16 protein-coding genes are annotated in these 16,837 nt (G+C 60.7%); 7 read left to right on the forward strand and 9 right to left on the reverse strand.

Translation table 11 applies throughout. From position 1 onward, the window contains the following. Positions 1-63: 63 nt before the first annotated feature. Positions 64-780: a response regulator transcription factor CtrA gene (gene ctrA / locus PRI8871_RS13015; RefSeq protein ID WP_108886665.1), complete on the reverse strand. Its 717-nt coding sequence runs from the start codon at positions 778-780 to the stop codon at positions 64-66. A 93-nt stretch (positions 781-873) separates the two neighbouring features. Beyond that, entirely contained in the window at positions 874-1,149 is a 276-nt protein-coding gene (gene sciP, locus PRI8871_RS13020) for a CtrA inhibitor SciP (protein ID WP_108886666.1), read from the reverse strand. Positions 1,150-1,267: 118 nt separating this feature from the next. On the opposite strand from sciP, the gene mnmA reads away from it, so the two are divergent. Next, a complete protein-coding gene (mnmA, locus tag PRI8871_RS13025) occupies positions 1,268-2,410 on the forward strand; it encodes a tRNA 2-thiouridine(34) synthase MnmA (protein WP_108886667.1) in 1,143 nt (380 codons plus the stop codon). 189 nt (positions 2,411-2,599) lie between these two features. Here mnmA and PRI8871_RS13030 read toward each other — a convergent pair whose 3' ends face one another. Beyond that, positions 2,600-3,157: a peptidylprolyl isomerase gene (locus PRI8871_RS13030; RefSeq protein WP_108886668.1), complete on the reverse strand. Its 558-nt coding sequence runs from the start codon at positions 3,155-3,157 to the stop codon at positions 2,600-2,602. Continuing rightward, complete coding sequence (locus tag PRI8871_RS13035; RefSeq protein WP_108886669.1) at positions 3,150-3,656, reverse strand: peptidylprolyl isomerase; 507 nt, start codon at positions 3,654-3,656, stop codon at positions 3,150-3,152. Before PRI8871_RS13035 ends, PRI8871_RS13030 begins: the two co-directional genes overlap by 8 nt. A gap of 128 nt (positions 3,657-3,784) precedes the next feature. Between PRI8871_RS13035 and PRI8871_RS13040 the strand changes: the two genes are divergently transcribed. The 3 genes from PRI8871_RS13040 (at position 3,785) to PRI8871_RS13050 (ending at position 6,209) form a co-directional block, all read left to right on the forward strand. Beyond that, positions 3,785-4,960 carry a phosphoglycerate kinase gene (locus tag PRI8871_RS13040; protein WP_108886670.1) on the forward strand — a complete coding sequence of 392 codons (1,176 nt, stop codon included), beginning with the start codon at positions 3,785-3,787 and terminating at the stop codon, positions 4,958-4,960. Positions 4,961-5,149: 189 nt separating this feature from the next. Further along, positions 5,150-5,692, forward strand: coding sequence for a chloramphenicol phosphotransferase CPT family protein (locus tag PRI8871_RS13045; RefSeq protein WP_108886671.1), 543 nt, complete (start codon positions 5,150-5,152; stop codon positions 5,690-5,692). A 214-nt stretch (positions 5,693-5,906) separates the two neighbouring features. Continuing rightward, on the forward strand, positions 5,907-6,209 hold the full coding sequence (locus PRI8871_RS13050; RefSeq protein WP_108886672.1) for an FtsB family cell division protein: 303 nt from the start codon (positions 5,907-5,909) through the stop codon (positions 6,207-6,209). 8 nt (positions 6,210-6,217) lie between these two features. On the opposite strand, the gene PRI8871_RS13055 is transcribed toward PRI8871_RS13050, so the two are convergent. Next, positions 6,218-6,604, reverse strand: a complete 387-nt coding sequence (locus PRI8871_RS13055) for a DUF6924 domain-containing protein (RefSeq protein ID WP_108886673.1) — start codon at positions 6,602-6,604, stop codon at positions 6,218-6,220. A 165-nt stretch (positions 6,605-6,769) separates the two neighbouring features. Here PRI8871_RS13055 and pdhA point away from each other — a divergent pair, with 165 nt between their 5' ends. The 3 genes from pdhA (at position 6,770) to PRI8871_RS13070 (ending at position 10,529) form a co-directional block, all read left to right on the forward strand. Next, the gene (gene pdhA, locus PRI8871_RS13060) at positions 6,770-7,765 is read left to right on the forward strand and encodes a pyruvate dehydrogenase (acetyl-transferring) E1 component subunit alpha (RefSeq protein ID WP_108886674.1); all 996 of its coding nucleotides are present in this window, start codon (positions 6,770-6,772) and stop codon (positions 7,763-7,765) included. 27 nt (positions 7,766-7,792) lie between these two features. Next, complete coding sequence (locus tag PRI8871_RS13065) at positions 7,793-9,169, forward strand: pyruvate dehydrogenase complex E1 component subunit beta (protein WP_108886675.1); 1,377 nt, start codon at positions 7,793-7,795, stop codon at positions 9,167-9,169. A 76-nt stretch (positions 9,170-9,245) separates the two neighbouring features. Continuing rightward, positions 9,246-10,529: a pyruvate dehydrogenase complex dihydrolipoamide acetyltransferase gene (locus PRI8871_RS13070; RefSeq protein WP_108886676.1), complete on the forward strand. Its 1,284-nt coding sequence runs from the start codon at positions 9,246-9,248 to the stop codon at positions 10,527-10,529. A gap of 172 nt (positions 10,530-10,701) precedes the next feature. Here the strand turns inward: PRI8871_RS13070 and cysE are convergent, their stop codons facing one another. The 4 genes from cysE to PRI8871_RS13090 all read right to left on the reverse strand — a co-directional run bounded on the left by cysE (position 10,702) and on the right by PRI8871_RS13090 (position 16,836). Next, positions 10,702-11,517: a serine O-acetyltransferase gene (gene cysE / locus PRI8871_RS13075; protein ID WP_108886677.1), complete on the reverse strand. Its 816-nt coding sequence runs from the start codon at positions 11,515-11,517 to the stop codon at positions 10,702-10,704. A 110-nt stretch (positions 11,518-11,627) separates the two neighbouring features. Continuing rightward, positions 11,628-15,524: a baseplate multidomain protein megatron gene (locus PRI8871_RS13080; RefSeq protein WP_108886678.1), complete on the reverse strand. Its 3,897-nt coding sequence runs from the start codon at positions 15,522-15,524 to the stop codon at positions 11,628-11,630. Beyond that, complete coding sequence (locus tag PRI8871_RS13085) at positions 15,524-15,955, reverse strand: C40 family peptidase (RefSeq protein ID WP_108886679.1); 432 nt, start codon at positions 15,953-15,955, stop codon at positions 15,524-15,526. Before PRI8871_RS13085 ends, PRI8871_RS13080 begins: the two co-directional genes overlap by 1 nt. Beyond that, positions 15,952-16,836: a phage/gene transfer agent baseplate hub protein gene (locus PRI8871_RS13090; protein WP_108886680.1), complete on the reverse strand. Its 885-nt coding sequence runs from the start codon at positions 16,834-16,836 to the stop codon at positions 15,952-15,954. Before PRI8871_RS13090 ends, PRI8871_RS13085 begins: the two co-directional genes overlap by 4 nt. Between the last annotated feature and the right edge of the window lies 1 nt (position 16,837).

Here is a 16,837-nt window from a genome sequence, read left to right on the forward strand (position 1 = left end):
AGTTGCGCAATGCTGGTGACCGAAGTGATAGGGCGCAGGCCGCCCGCCGTCCAGTGCAGGCGATCAGGCGCCGACCGCAACCTGATCCGCTGGCTCTTCCTGCGGCTCCGGGTCACGTAAAACATATCCGCGCCCCCAAACGGTTTCGATGTAGCTGGTATCCCCCGTCGCTTCGCACAATTTCTTACGCAATTTGCAAATGAAAACGTCGATGATCTTCAACTCTGGTTCATCCATTCCACCATAAAGGTGGTTTAGGAACATTTCCTTGGTCAGCGTCGTCCCCTTGCGCAACGACAGCAATTCCAACATCTGATATTCCTTACCAGTCAGATGGACCGAGCTTCCGCCCGCTTCCACCGTTTTAGCATCCAGATTGACCGAGATTTTGCCCGTCGTGATGATGGATTGCGAATGCCCCTTGGACCGCCGAATGATGGCATGGATTCGGGCAACCAATTCGTCCCGGTGAAACGGTTTGGTCAGATAGTCATCCGCGCCAAAGCCAAAGCCTTTGATTTTATTATCAGTATCGTCGGCACCCGACAGGATCAAAATAGGCGTTTCAATCCGTGCCAACCGCAGTTGGCGCAGCACCTCATGACCTGACACATCGGGCAAGTTCAAATCAAGTAGCACCAAATCATAGTCATATAGTTTTGCCAGTTCGATCGCCTCTTCCCCTTGGTCGGTGGAATAGACGTTCAGGTTGGCATGCGACAGCATCATTTCGATGCTTTTGGCGGTTGTTGGATCGTCTTCGACCAAAAGAATACGCATGGATTACATCCCCAGTTAGCCTCTGTTCACTGCACAATGACGCCACAATGGTTAATTACATCTTACCATATTCAATTCTATCGATTCCGCAACTCAAGGTTGTTTTCGATTTCGAGCCGTAACTTTCAAGGCCTCAACCCCATTGGTCGACATCGCAGACACCCATTCCGTCAGTTCCTCGGCGCTCAGCGCATAGACCTCCCGCGCTTGATGGTTTGAAATCAAACCATAGGCCACGGCCCGCACCACCGCCGCCTTACGTGACGCAACCCAGCGTCGCGTTTCGGGAGGCGGCAAATCCGCACGTGTCATTATGGTTCCATCTGGCAGCGTGACGGCCCTTGGCCCGTCGATTTTTTTGAGATACATGGCGTCTTCCGATCTGGTCTGCCGCCAAGGTTGCCCCTGCGTCTTAATCCTGCGTGAACCCACGCCTTGTGAGTATTTCGGATTTTCCTATATTCCTTGGCAAATGAAGGAACCCGCCATGGCCCTCGACACTCATCCGCTGAACTCCCTCGGCTTTGCCAAGCCCCCGTCCGAAACCCGCGTTGTCGTTGCCATGTCCGGCGGCGTAGACAGTTCGGTCGTGGCCGCGCAGCTGGCAGAAGAAGGCTATGATGTGGTCGGCGTGACGCTGCAACTTTATGACCATGGCGCGGCTTTGGCCAAGAAAGGCGCGTGTTGCGCAGGCATCGACATTCACGATGCCCGCCGCGTTGCTGAGGACATGGGTTTCCCCCACTATGTGCTTGATTACGAAAATATTTTCCAAGACGCCGTGATCAACGAATTCGCCGAAAGCTATCTGGCGGGGGCGACCCCCGTTCCCTGCATCCGCTGCAACGAACGGGTGAAATTCAAGGATCTTCTGGAAACCGCGAAAGACCTAGAGGCCGACTGCATGGCCACCGGCCATTACATTCAACGCAAGATTGGCGCGAACGGGCCGGAACTGCATTGCGCCACCGATGCGAACCGCGACCAAAGCTACTTCCTGTTCTCAACCACGCCCGAGCAACTGTCTTTCCTGCGCTTCCCCTTGGGGCATCTCGCCTCCAAGGCAGAAACACGTAAACTTGCGCAGAAATACGGGCTTCCAGTGGCGGATAAGCCCGACAGCCAGGACATCTGCTTTGTGCCGAACGGCAATTATGCCAGCGTGATCGAAAAACTGCGCCCCGGCGCGGCGGAACCCGGCCAGATCGTGCATGCCGATGGCCGCGTGCTGGGCGAGCACAGCGGCGTGATCCATTACACCATCGGTCAGCGGCGCGGGCTCGGCATCGGCGGGCTTGCAGATCCGCTTTATGTCGTGCGCCTCGACGTGGATGCCAAACAGGTGATCGTCGGCCCGAAAGAGATGCTCGCCACCCGCACCATCCCGGTGCGCGAAATCAACTGGCTGGGTGATACCCCCCTCACCAGCAGACCTGAATGGCATGTCTCGGTCAAGGTCCGCTCCACCCGCCCCCCGCGTGAAGCGATCATCCGCCCCATCTCGGCCACTGAGGCCGAGGTTGAACTCCTCACCCCCGAAGAAGGCGTTTCACCAGGTCAGGCCTGCGTTTTCTATGAAAGCGAAGGCAGCCGCATCTTGGGCGGCGGCTGGATCTGGCGCGGCTATTGACGGCACCTACTGAGCCCTCTTTTTGAGTATTTACAAGAAAGATGAAAGGCATGGCGCGCCCTGCCGCTTCTTCTCTTTTTAAATATGCCGGGGGAATGCGCCGCAGGCGCAGGGGGCAGCGCCCCAAACTGGCAGGCCGCAGGGCCTGCAAAACAAGCGTGCCGCCCCGAAGGGCGGCACTCAATTGGATCACTCGATCACTGTGACCTTGGTCATCCGGTCAGGCTCGCCGTGAACCTCACCGTTCCGGCCTTGCCCGCGCTTGATCGCATCCACAACGTCCATCCCGCCGGTCACACGTCCAACAACGGTGTATTGTCCGTTTAGGAAATAGCCTTCGTTGAACATAATGAAGAACTGCGAATTGGCACTGTCGGGGTTCTGCGACCGCGCCATCCCCACGATCCCGCGATCAAACGGCACATCCGAAAACTCGGCCTTAAGATCCGGCTTATCCGAGCCACCGCGGCCCGCCATGCGCATATCGAAATCCGGCTTGTTCGAGTTGCCGAACATCACATCACCGGTCTGCGCCATGAAGCCCTCGATCACGCGGTGAAACACCACGCCATCATAGGCGCCCTCATTGGCCAGCGCGGTGATCTGCGCCACATGGCCCGGTGCGACATCGTTCAGCAGCTCAATCGTGATGGTGCCATTGGCCCCTTCGCCGGCAACCTCGATCTGCAAATCGGTGGCCAGCGCAGGGGTGGCCATCAGGCTAAGCGCCAGCGCCAACTTACGCATCTGCGGCCACTTTCACGCTGATCATGCGGTCCGGCTGCGCAGGCGGCTCGCCGCGTGTGATCGCATCCACGTGCTCCATCCCTTCGATCACGCGGCCATAGACCGTGTACTGACCGTTGAGGAAGCTGTTGTCCTTGAAGTTGATGAAGAACTGCGAGTTGGCCGAGTTCGGGTTCATCGAACGGGCAGCCCCCAGCGTGCCACGGTCATGCGGCAGCTTGGAGAATTCCGCCGGCAGATCCGGCAGGCTCGACCCGCCCGTACCAGCACGGCGCAGGTTGAAGCCATCTTCCATATCGCCATGCTCTACATCGCCGGTCTGGGCCATGAAGCCGTCGATCACGCGGTGGAACGCAACATTGTCATACTCGCCCGCACGCGCCAGCTCTTTCATCCGCTCGGTGTGCTTGGGGGCCACGTCCGCCAGAAGCTCGATGACAACGGTGCCACCTTTCAGTTCCATCAGGATCGTGTTCTCGGGGTCTTTGATCTCAGCCATGGGCTATCCTTCCTGTGTCGTTGCATCGACATGTAAAAGCCAACTGCCCAATTGCCAAGAGAGCGCATTGACCTGAGCGGGCCGGACCGTCATGAACGGGGCAAAATGCATTTCTTTCGGAGGACAGCATGGCCTGGAAAACGCTTGACGCAATGGATTTGAACGGCAAGCGCGTGCTTACGCGCGTCGATATCAACGTGCCGGTCGAAAACGGCACCGTGACCGACGCCACCCGGATCGAACGGATCGTGCCCACCATCACCGATATTCTGGCCAAGGGCGGCACGCCGATCCTGCTGGCCCATTTCGGCCGCCCCAAGGGCCAACCGAATCCGGACATGAGCCTACGCATCACCCTGCCCGCGCTTGAGGCCGCGCTTGGCCGCCCCGTCACCTTCATCGATCGCCCCGACCGCGCGCAAATCGACGCGCTGCCGATGGATGCCGTGGTGCTGGTGGAAAACACCCGCTTCACCCCGATGGAAGAAAAGAACGACCCGCAGATGGCGCAGTTCCTCGCCTCACTGGGCGATGTCTATTGCAACGATGCCTTCTCGGCCGCCCACCGCGCCCATGCTTCCACCGAAGGCGTCGCGCATCTGCTGCCCTCCTGTGCAGGCCGCCTGATGGAAGCCGAACTCAAGGCGCTCGAAGCCGCCCTAGGCGCCCCCCAGCGCCCCGTGGTCGCCGTGGTTGGTGGCGCCAAGGTCTCGACCAAGCTCGACCTGCTGGGCAACCTTGTCGATAAAGTCGACATCCTGGTGATCGGCGGCGGCATGGCCAACACCTTCCTTGCCGCCCAAGGCATCGATGTGGGCAAATCACTGTGCGAACACGACATGACCCCGACCGCCAAGAAAATCGCCGAAAAAGCCGCCGCCAAAGGCTGCGAAATTCTGCTCCCCACCGATGTGGTCGTCGCCCGCGAATTCAAGGCCAATGCCGCCAATGAAACCGTGGCGGCGGACACTTGCCCGGCTGACGCAATGATCCTTGACGCAGGCCCCGCCTCGGTTGAGGCCATCACAGCGGCCTTCGCCCGTGCAAAAACCCTGATCTGGAACGGCCCCCTTGGTGCGTTCGAGATCGAGCCCTTCGACACCGCCACCAACGCCGCAGCCGCCGCCGCCGCCGAGGCCACCAAGGCCGGCACGCTGATCTCGGTCGCCGGTGGCGGCGATACCGTGGCCGCCCTCAACAAAGCAGGCGCCGCCGAAAGCTTTACCTATATCTCGACCGCAGGCGGCGCATTCCTTGAGTGGATGGAAGGCAAAACCCTACCCGGCGTCGCCGCCCTCGGCTAACCAAACGACCATGGCCCCCGCCTTGTTGCGCGGGGGCTTCCCCTTCGGTGCCCCGCGCTACCCCAAAGCGCATAGCGCTGCCCCAACCCCTTTCATCTTTCCATAAATCCTCCGGGGAGCGCGAGGGGCAGCGCCCCTCACCACCACCTAAAGCCCCTCCCCGCACATCGCCCGACAGGAAAGCCCGCCATGCCCGGACAGATCATCTTCCTGCACGGCCCCTCCTCCAGCGGCAAAACGACCCTTGCCCGCGCCCTCCAAAACCGCATCGAAGCGCCCTTCTGGCACGTCTCCATCGACCATTTGCGCGATAGCGACACCTTGCCATTGGCCCGCGTCAAAGCGGGTGATTTCCAATGGAAAACGATGCGCGCCGCAGTCTTTGATGGCTTTCACGCCTCGCTGGCCGCCTACGCGCGCACTGGCAACAACCTGATTGTCGAACACATCCTCGACACCCCCGGCTGGGCGGACGACCTACACCGCCTCCTCGCGCCGTTCGATGTCTTGTTCATCGGCCTTCACTGCCCACTGACAACGCTCAAACAACGCGAAAAAACCCGCAGAGACTGGCCATTGGGCAGCCCAGAACAGGATTTCAACACAGTCCATGAAGCGCGTATCTACGATCTCACCCTCGACAGCACGCAACCCGCCACCGAAAACGCGGAAAAAATCTTGACCCTTTGGCGGTCCGGGAAGCGTCAGTCGGAATTCGCGCCAAACGTCTGACAACCGCACCGCCTTCCCCCTTCATCTTTCCGTAAATCCTCCGGGGAGCGCGAGGGGCAGCGCCCCTCGCACCGCCGCCAGACGCTTGCGCAGACATCGAATCATACATGTCACAGTCGCGAAAAAATCCTCTCGAAAGTCTCCTGCCCCTTTTCCGCAGCCCGCCAAGCATGCATAGTACTCTCAAAGGCCCGCAGAGGTCAGAGAGGCAGTCATGAGCAAACCTTCCAGAAAACCGGCCTTCAGTGGCCTGCTGTTTTTCGCGATCGTGTTCAGCGCATCGGTGTATTTCACCTTTGCCGCCGTTCAAGGCAATTACGGCGTCTTCCGCCGTGCCGAGATCGAATTGGAAGCCAAGAAACTGCGCACCGAACTGGCGGAGCTGACCGCCGAGGCCGAGCGGATGGAGAACCTCACCCGCCGCCTGTCCGATGACTATCTGGACATTGACCTGCTGGACCAACAGGCCCGCGACATTCTGGGTGCGATCCGCCCCGATGAAATCGTCGTCAACTAAGCCGCGCGTCAAGGCGCGGGCTTGAACCGGCCATCTTCACCCACCATTGCCAGCGCTTCGTCAAAGTTGATCTCGCCCAAGGTCAGGTTCAATTCGGCATACCACGCCACGCTGATCGGCAGGCGAAAACTCTCGCCCGTTTCAGGATCGGCGCACAGGATCGGATGATCCGCCCCCTGATGGGTCGCCTCGTCGACGATATACAGGATCGGTTCAGATCCGAAAATCTCGGCCAATTCTTCGATGCTGGCCCCGTCCAAGACCGGATCGGAATGCGGAGTGAACTCAGCCGCCTCGCCCTCGGGGCTTTCCGCGCAGGCCAGTTCGCTGATCTTCACCCAAAGCGCATCATCGCCAAAATAGGTGCGGATCAATTTTGCGGTATCGTCGCTCATCTCGGCCTCCTGCCATTTGCCCACCGATGCGCCGCGCTACGGTCGGCGTCAACCACCTATTGCCCATAGGTCGCCCAAAGCGCAGGCTTTACGGCCCGCATTACGCGCGTTACGCTGGTTGAAAACAAGTTCAACGCTAAACTACCTGTCAGGGAGGAGCCCGCAATGGCAGCCAGAAAAGGCGCTGCTCCGGCGAATATATCCGCCGATGAGCTGACCAAGTATTACCGCGACATGCTTTTGATCCGCCGTTTCGAAGAAAAAGCGGGCCAGCTTTACGGCATGGGCCTGATTGGCGGGTTCTGTCACCTCTATATCGGCCAAGAGGCCGTTGTGGTCGGCCTTGAAGCCGCCGCAGAGGAGGGCGACAAGCGCATCACCTCCTACCGCGACCACGGCCATATGCTGGCCTGCGGCATGGATCCGAACGGTGTAATGGCTGAATTGACCGGGCGCATTGGCGGCTATTCCAAGGGGAAAGGCGGCTCGATGCATATGTTCTCCAAGGAAAAGCATTTCTACGGCGGGCATGGCATCGTCGGCGCACAGGTGCCGCTGGGCGCGGGTTTGGCCTTTTCGGACAAGTACAAAGACAATGGCCGCGTGACCTTCACCTATTTCGGCGATGGCGCGGCGAACCAAGGCCAGGTCTATGAGACCTTCAACATGGCCGCCCTCTGGCAGCTTCCGGTGATTTTCGTCATTGAAAACAACCAATACGCCATGGGCACCGCGCAGTTCCGCTCCACCTCAACCCCTGATCTGCACACCCGTGGCACGGCCTTTGGCATCAAAGGCGAAGCGGTCGACGGCATGGATGTGCTGGCCGTCAAGGCGGCCGGGGAAAAGGCCGTGGCCCACTGCCGCGCGGGCAAAGGCCCCTATATCCTTGAGATCAAGACCTATCGCTATCGCGGCCATTCCATGTCGGACCCGGCCAAGTACCGCACCCGCGAAGAGGTGCAGAAGATGCGCGAAGAACGCGATCCCATCGACCATGTGCGCGACCTGCTGCTGCAAGGCAAACACGCCACCGAGGAAGATCTGAAGGCCATCGACAAGGAAATCAAAGCGGTCGTCAATGCCAGCGCCGATTTCGCCCGTGAAAGCCCTGAGCCGCCGCTGGATGAGCTGTGGACCGACATTTACGCTGACGCATAACCCACCGGGACTCTGGGAGAAAACACAATGGCAACCGAAATTCTCATGCCCGCCCTGTCCCCCACGATGGAGGAAGGCACGCTGGCCAAATGGCTGGTCAAGGAAGGCGACACCGTGCAATCGGGCGATGTCATCGCCGAGATCGAAACCGACAAGGCGACGATGGAATTCGAAGCTGTCGATGAAGGCATCGTCGGCAAGATCCTGATCGCGGAAGGCACCGAAGCGGTGCAGGTCAACACGCCCATCGCGATCCTGCTCGAAGAAGGCGAATCCGTGGATGCGCCCGTTGACACCTCGATGTCGCAACAGCCCGTCCCGGTGAACAAGGCGCAAAGCTCCGAAGACAGCCCCGCCGCCGCGATCCACCATCCCGCGCCCGCCGCCGCTAAGCCCGAACCGGCATGGCCCGAAGGCACCAAGACCAAAAAGCAGACCGTGCGCGAAGCGCTGCGCGATGCCATGGCCGAAGAAATGCGCGCCAACCCCGATGTCTTCCTGATGGGCGAAGAGGTGGCCGAATACCAAGGCGCCTATAAGATCAGCCAAGGCCTGCTGGACGAATTCGGCTCTAAGCGCGTGATCGACACGCCAATCACCGAACACGGGTTTGCCGGCATCGCAGTCGGCGCAGCCTTTGGCGGCCTGCGCCCGATTGTCGAGTTCATGACCTTCAACTTTGCCATGCAGGCGATTGACCACATCATCAACTCGGCGGCCAAAACGCTCTATTTGTCGGGCGGCCAGATGGGTGCGCCCATGGTCTTCCGAGGCCCCAACGGCGCGGCAGCCCGCGTCGGCGCGCAGCACAGCCAGGATTACGCCGCGTGGTATGCGCATATTCCCGGCCTGAAGGTCGTGATGCCCTACTCGGCCTCGGACGCCAAAGGCCTGCTGAAATCGGCCATTCGCGACCCCAACCCGGTGATCTTCCTCGAAAACGAAATCCTCTATGGCCGCAGCTTCGACGTGCCGGTTCTCGATGACTACACCGTGCCCTTCGGCAAAGCCCGCGTCTGGCGCGAAGGCACGGATGTCACGCTCATCAGCTTTGGCATCGGCATGACCTATGCGCTGGAAGCGGCGGAAAAGCTCGCGGCCGAGGGCATCGAGGCCGAGGTGATCGACCTGCGCTCGCTGCGCCCGATCGATTATCCGGCGATCCTGGCCAGCGTGCAGAAAACCAACCGCTGCGTCACAATCGAAGAAGGCTTCCCTGTGGGCGCCATCGGCAACCACCTCAGCGCCTATATCATGGAACATGCCTTCGACTACCTCGACGCGCCCGTGATCAACTGCACCGGCAAGGACGTGCCCATGCCCTACGCGGCCAACCTTGAACGCCACGCGCTGATCACAACCGCCGAAGTCGTCGCTGCCGCCAAAAAGGTCTGTTACCGCTAAGCCTTTCATCTTTCTTCAAATACTCCGGGGAGCGCGAGGGGCGACGCCCCTCGCACCCGGATCAAGGAGACACCCGATGCCGATAGAAATCCTGATGCCCGCCCTCTCGCCCACGATGGAGGAAGGCACGCTGGCCAAATGGCTGGTCAAGGAAGGGGACACCGTCCAATCCGGCGACGTCATTGCCGAAATTGAAACCGACAAAGCCACGATGGAATTCGAAGCCGTCGACGAAGGGATCATGGGCAAGATCCTGATCGCCGAAGGCACAGAGGCCGTCAAGGTCAACACTCCCATCGCGGTCCTGCTCGAAGATGGTGAAAGCGCCGATGGTATCGCGGCGCCCTCTGCCGCCGCTCCGGCGGCGCAGCCCGCCGTGGCGGCTGAAACGGCCCCGAACGGGGCCTCTGAGGCCGCCACCCCAGCCCCTGCCAAATCCGGCGCGCGCATTTTCGCCACGCCCCTGGCCCGCCGCATCGCCGAACAAAAAGGCCTCGACCTCAGCACCATAGCAGGCTCTGGCCCGCATGGCCGCATCGTCAAAGCCGATGTGGAAAACGCAACTGCGGCCCCAAAACCCGCCGCGGCGCCAGCCCCCGCACCTGCCGCAACCGCACCCGCCCCGGCCCCTATGGCCCCCAGCGCTGTGGCGAAACTCTACGAAGGCCGCGAGGTCACGGAAATCCCGCTCGACGGCATGCGCAAAACCATCGCAGCACGCCTGACCGAGGCCAAGTCGACCATCCCGCATTTCTACCTGCGCCGATCGGTCAACCTCGATGCGCTGCTCGCCTTCCGCGCCCAACTCAACAAACAACTCGAAAGCCGCAGCATCAAACTGAGCGTCAATGACTTCATCATCAAAGCCTGCGCAAATGCCCTGCAACAGGTGCCCGCCGCCAATGCAGTCTGGGCAGGCGACCGCATCCTGCAGCTTACCCCGTCAGATGTGGCTGTGGCTGTCGCCATCGAAGGCGGGCTCTTCACCCCGGTCCTCAAAGATGCGCACACCAAAACCCTGTCGGCCCTGTCGGCTGAAATGAAAGACCTTGCCACCCGCGCCCGCAACAAAAAGCTCGCCCCGCATGAATACCAAGGCGGAAGCTTTGCCATTTCCAACCTTGGCATGTTCGGCATTGAAAACTTCGACGCAGTCATCAACCCCCCCCACGGTGCCATTCTGGCCGTCGGCGCGGGCGTGAAAAAGCCAATCGTGAACGCCGCAGGCGATATCGAGGCGGCCACAGTCATGTCCCTAACTCTCAGCGTGGATCACCGTGTGATCGACGGGGCCTTGGGCGCAGAGCTCCTCTCGGCCATCGTGGACGGCTTGGAAAACCCCATCGCCCTCCTCGCCTAATATGCAGTAGCCCCGCCAAGATCCAAGGCGGGGCCATTTCGTAACTGCAATCCACAACACAGTATTTTCTGACCGAAAATATCCCGGGGGTTTGGGGGCAGCGCCCCCAACAAACAAAAACGGCGCGCCGAAGGCGCACCGCTCAAATCCTTGAAACCCTGACCTTTAACGATCAATCCGGGACACGGGCCGAAAAGCAATGGTCCATTTTGACCGCTGGCTGATCGCAGCCCGCTTCTCCAACCACCTTGGCCGGAATGCCCGCAACAGTGGTGCAGGGCGGGACATCTTTCAACACGACGGAACCCGCAGCGATCCGGGAACAATGGCCAACCTTGATGTTGCCCAACACCTTGGCCCCGGCCCCGATCAAGACACCATCCGCAATCTTCGGGTGACGGTCCTCATCTTCCTTGCCAGTCCCGCCAAGCGTCACCGAATGCAGCATAGACACGTTGTCGCCAACAATCGCCGTCTCGCCGATTACGATGGCATGGGCGTGGTCAACCATGATGCCCTTCCCGATCCGGGCCGCCGGGTGAATGTCCACCCCGAACATCTCGGACGTTCGCATCTGAAAGAAATACGCCAAATCCCTGCGCCCGGTTTTCCAAAGCCAATGGGCGACGCGATAGGCCTGGATCGCTTGATAACCTTTAAAGAACAGCAGCGGCTGCAAGAAGCGGTGGCAGGCCGGATCACGTTCATTCACCGCGACGATATCAGCGCGGGCCGACATGGCAATCTCGGGCGAGGCCGCAATCGCTTCGTCGCAGATTTCGCGCAATATCTGCTCTGTCATCTCGGCATTGGCCAGCTTCAGCGAAATCCGATAGCTCAGTGCCCGCTCAAAGCTGGGATGATGCAGAACAGAGTAGTGAATCATCCCACCAAGCAACGGCTCATCAGAAACAGCGCTTTCGGCTTCCTTTAGAATACGGGCCCAAACGGGATCAAGCTCAGCGATTTTCGCGCGGGTCTCGGCCATGTCGTGTCTCCTTTGAGAGCTTTTATAGCAGATAGTGCCCGCAAGAAAAAACGCAATTCCGTGAACCGGTCCATTTGCAAACGCGATCAATGGACCGGCAGGCTGATTTATCAGATCGTTAACGTCATCTGCGCTACAGGCCCGGCCCCGACCGTGGCCGAGATTTGCGCCACCTCGACAAGAACGATCCCGGGTCCGTCTTGCGAAATATCTGCCGCCGAATAAAGCCATTCCGGCGCCCCGACAATCGTTTCGCGCAAGAGCACGCCGCCCCGAGTGACCCGGATCAAATACCGCTCATCCTGTTCGCCAAGCGGCACTTCCAAGCCATCCCAGCCATCACCTTCAATCCGGGTGCGCCGCATCCAGCGAAGCTGTTCGCCCCCATTGTCACGCATCGCCCGCAAATGCACCGGTCGGTATGGGCGCAATCCAACCCCTGAAAACACCTCAGATCGGTGTCGATAGACCGGATCATCATAGCTCAGCGCTGCGGGACCAATTCGGAAATGGCGTTCCACCCCGCGCAGCACGTCGCCCTCGGGCAATTGACGCGGCACCCCGTTCAGCGCGACAACAATCGAACCTGCTGGCCAGACGTCTGGCATATCGGCATCTGTGCCAAGCTGACCACGCAGAAAATGGCTCAGACGCCAGGTGCGCGGGGCGATCAGTTCTGCATCACGGGCCTGAAACACCTCCCATCCCTCAGCCGAGCCTGAGCCAATGGCAAACAGGTTCCCACCGCTTAGAAACGCTGTGTCAGTGACCGATTCAAGCTGACCGCTGGTCAGTTTAACCTCCAACACGCTACCCCGGTCGATCCGCCCCATGGGCGCGCGCAGCATCTCGGACTGGGTCACACCGATGGTCGATTGCGCCGTGACGGTCGAGGACAACGTATAGCCGCCGTCCTCGGACGCCGAATAGGCCGCAACGCGCCCCGGCCAGGGCCGCGCCGTCACCGCAAGATGCGGCGCAACCGGATCATCCCCTTCGGACATCAGAGGCAGACCCATCAGAACTGGAAAAACCGGGCCTGCCGGGCTGACGGGGGCGACCGATGCCGCATCATCTGGGAAGTCGGCAGGCGTATAAAGCCCGGTCTCCACCCGAACGGCCTCAACCTGCAGATGGTCCGAAAGCTCCACCCGGTCGACCCGCGCTAGAACCTGTTCGCCCTCGTGCGGCAGGCGCACCAGATCCCCGGCACCCAAATCCATCCGCGACGCGGGCAACGCGAAACGCAGCGTGTCACGTGCAACGCGGGCCTCACTCAGCCAGCGTTCTGCAGTCTGCCGCGCCTCAGCCCGTGTCAGCGTCAATGGCACCTCACGCGCGGAGACCGCATGCGTGCCTTCATCCGGCAAGACCGCCTCTTGGGTGGCAACGGCGTGATCGCCGTCCGCCTCGACATAGCCAATGCGCACGCGGCCCGACAGATCGACATCGCCCGCACGGCGCAGCTCCAGATCGCCCTTGATTTCGGAATCAACGGCCAAATCGGCAAGCGCCAGTACCGTCGGAGCCTGACCGGGGCGCATACGGAACACCAACGTGCCGTCACGCTCAATTGCCTCAAACCCATAGGTCATCATCAGCGGCTGAAGGGCGGCGCGGGCATCGGCCATATCCGGCAGGACATAGCCCCGCACAACGCCGTATAGCCCGCTGACGTCAATTGATGTCAAACCCGAAGCCTCGCAAATCTCGCGCACCACAGAGGCAAGGCTACGCGCCCCCATCCGGCCCGAAATCCAGTGCCCACGTCGATAATTGTCCCCGTCCGTCCAAGCGCCGCTGCTGGGGAACCAAGGATAGGGCCGTGCATCCCAGGCCCAAACGAACGCCTTGGACATGTCAACCATCGCCCCGCCGAACACATCCGAGACCGGGTTATTTCCTTCTTCCGACCAATGCGCATGCATCGCCCTTAGGTACTGCCACTGGATGAAATCATCCCGCAACCCGTTAGAATAAATCGGCAATCCACCTTCGGAGGAGGTATCGTCGACGAAGATGTTCGGCTGGTTCGTCGCCTTGTCGACCGCAGCACAGCCGAGTTCGGTAAACCAGAAGGGCTTGGATTGCGGCACCCAATCGGTCGGCTGCCCTTGTCGCACACCTGCAATTCTGTCGTGATGCGGCTGGCTCCACCAGTTGCGCAAATCCTTGTAACGAAAGACCCAGTCTTCGCCATGGGCCAGGTCTTCAATCGGAACTCGGCGCTGTGCAGCGCGGGCTTCAGGGCTGGGATAATACCAGTCATGCCCCTCACCGCCTGCAATATTGGCGCGCAGATAATCCAGATCGTAAACCGCGCCCGCCGCAGCATCAGCATGATCATCGCCATCACGCCAATCGGACAGGGGCATGTAGTTGTCGATGCCCATGAAATCGATGTTCGGATCAGCCCAAAGCGGATCAAGATGGAACAGCACATCGCCCGATCCGTCTTGCGGATGATAGCCGAAATATTCCGACCAATCAGCGGCATAACCGATCTTGGTGGACGGGCCCAAGAGGCTGCGCACCTCTGCCGCCAGATCGAGCAGCGCTGCAACCGCAGGAAAGCCATTCGCTCCCCGAATTTGCGTCACACCGCGCATTTCAGACCCGATGCAAAAGGCATCAACCCCGCCCGCCGCAACGCACAGCGCCGCCTGATGCAGAATGAACCGCCGAAAGCCCCAGTCCGCCGGACCGGAGTAACTGACCTGACCATCGACAACCGAAAAATCCGACGCGCTGGCCGTGCCATAGAACTGCGCGACCTCGGCATCGGCGCTCGCGCTTTGATCCGGGCTGCCGTTTTGCCCCGGCGCTTTCGACAGCGTGATCCGCCCACGCCACGGAAGCACCGGCTGCCCGACATCACCGCTATAGGGATCGGGCAAACTATTCCCATCCATTTGATCCATCAGGATAAACGGATACATCATCACCGATTTTCCACGATCGCGCATCCGCGCAATCGCCTGAATGACCGAAGCATCGGCGGGCGTTCCGCCATAGACCGGCCCCTTGTCACCCGTTGGCACCAGCGCCGCCGTGCTACGGGTCTGACCGCAGACAGACCACGGCATTGTCGCGGCGTCCTCCTCGGCCTGTTCGACCTTGGGCTGGATCTGGCACGACCCGCAGCGCAAATCATCGCCGAACCAGCTGACCACCAAGGACACCGAACCGCAATTGGGCAACTCATCGTCCAGCGCCTCAAGCGAGGTCACGAAATCGGCCAGGCCAGACGGGCTGTGCACATTGGCCAAGGCGGTATCACCCGCGCCGCGATCGAATTGAACCGGATCCGTCGCCAAGGCATATTCGCCGCTCCCCGGCAGCATCGCCACACCGCGCACGGCGCGCGGCAGATCATCGTCATTTCGGAAATTCCGAACCACTTCGAAACTGAACTGCGGAACACGATTGCCAAACTTGGCAAGCGACAGGTCTTCAATGACCACGTAGGCGGTGCCGCGATAGGCTGGCACCATCCCCGGCCCTTCGATTGCCTCCATCTTGGGGTCGGGCAACTGGGTGTGATCGCCTTTGTAAATGCGGATATTCAGATCACGCATCGCAACCTCGGCCCCGTCCGCCCAAACGCGGCGCACCCCGGCGATTTCGCCCTCGCACAGGGCCAGCGCAAGGCTGACCGAATAGCTGTAGCTATGCACCTCAGGCCCGCGCGGCGCGCCTTTGCCGCCGCCACCAGACACCGTGACATGTTCTTCGAAGTTGCTGGCCCAGATCACCTGCCCGCCAACCCGCACGCGTCCGAACAGCCGTGGCACCGCTTTGCCCTCGCCCGCGCCCGACACCCGCAGACGGTCGAGCCGCCCAGCCTCAACCGCGTCCGATCCGCGCCCCATGATACGCTGATCCAGCGCCCGGCCCAGCGTCGCCCCAGCGAATTGCCCGATGGCAGCCGCCGACAGGCCCAGAACCGTACCGCCAACCGCGCCGCCAATGGCCGCCCCGGCGGCAGACAACAAAATCGTAGCCATTATGCAATCTCCTCTGGAAAGGCAAAACGGGCGACGATCCTGCGTCGCCACGGCAGGCTTAGGGGGCTCTCGACCACGCCATGCCCGCTATAGGCGTGGATGAAACTGTCACCGGGCTTGGCCTCGATCCCTAGGTGTTTGGCAATCGCGCCATCGCGCATTCGAAACAGCAGAACGGACCCAGCCTCGGCCTCTGACACAGGCCGCGCAATCAAATGACGCTGGCCGGCGGCCCAAAGCCGTTCATCGCCCTGCGGCTCGGCCCAATCACGGCTGTAATTCGGCGGCACTTCTGGAATCGCGCCAAAAGCGTCACGCCAAATTCCGATCAACAGGCCCAGACAATCGCACCCCGCCCCCCGAACCGAGGCTTGATGCACATAGGGCGTGCCGATCCAACGACGCGCCAGTGCAACAATTTCATCGCTCATCGTCTGCTGCCCCCGTCACGAACTGCGGTACTGGAAGGCGAAACCGCCACCCAATCGTCGGATGGAATGTCCGGGAAACCCTGAAAGTTCAGCGTATTGGCAAACTTCAGGCGGCACGTTTCGAACCGCTTGTCGCAACCTGCGGTCACGCGCACACTGTCACCCGCCGTCAAAGGCGCGCGCAACTCTTCCCAAAGCTGAACGCGCCGCAGCCCATCGCCAAGCGGCTCATCACGCTTGATCGCCCGCGTCAGCCCTTCGGCCGCACCGCTCAGAACCGCGCAGGCCCCACGCTGAAACCACTGTGGAGGCTGCGCACTGACCGACTGGATGACGAAACGATCGGCGCTTTCGATCTCCATCACCACGCCATCGGCAAAGAAACCGTCCCCCGACAGATCAAATCCGCATGACGCATCGCCAAGCACCGCTGAACAAGGGGCCTGAAACACTCGCCCGACAGGCCGGTTCAGAAATTCGGTCAGCCCGCGCAATTCCGCACGAAAGGCCGCGCCTTCGCGGATGATTTCACCGATATGCCCGCGGAACAGGATCTTGCGCTCTGACGTATCGGCCCAATTGACCAACCACGCCACAACCTCGGCGCCATCATAGCGCCCTGCGGCGATATCGGCTTCGGTGATGGCGGTGGCGCTCAGGGCACCGACGGCTTCGGAATTGTCCACCGAAAGCCCCGTGCCTTGCTGAAGCGCCGCCGCACTCAGACCGCTATCCGCCCGGAACAGCATGTCATCAAAGCGCAAATCCCGGTCGTGATCGGTGAACCCCTGTGCCACGCCATCCTTACGCACAACGGCCCAAGCATGGGACACCGTCGTCAACCCGGTTTTCATATGCTGGTGAAACCCATCCACATTCATC

Origin of the sequence: Pseudoprimorskyibacter insulae, from assembly GCF_900302505.1 — a bacterium.
Lineage (GTDB): Bacteria > Pseudomonadota > Alphaproteobacteria > Rhodobacterales > Rhodobacteraceae > Pseudoprimorskyibacter > Pseudoprimorskyibacter insulae.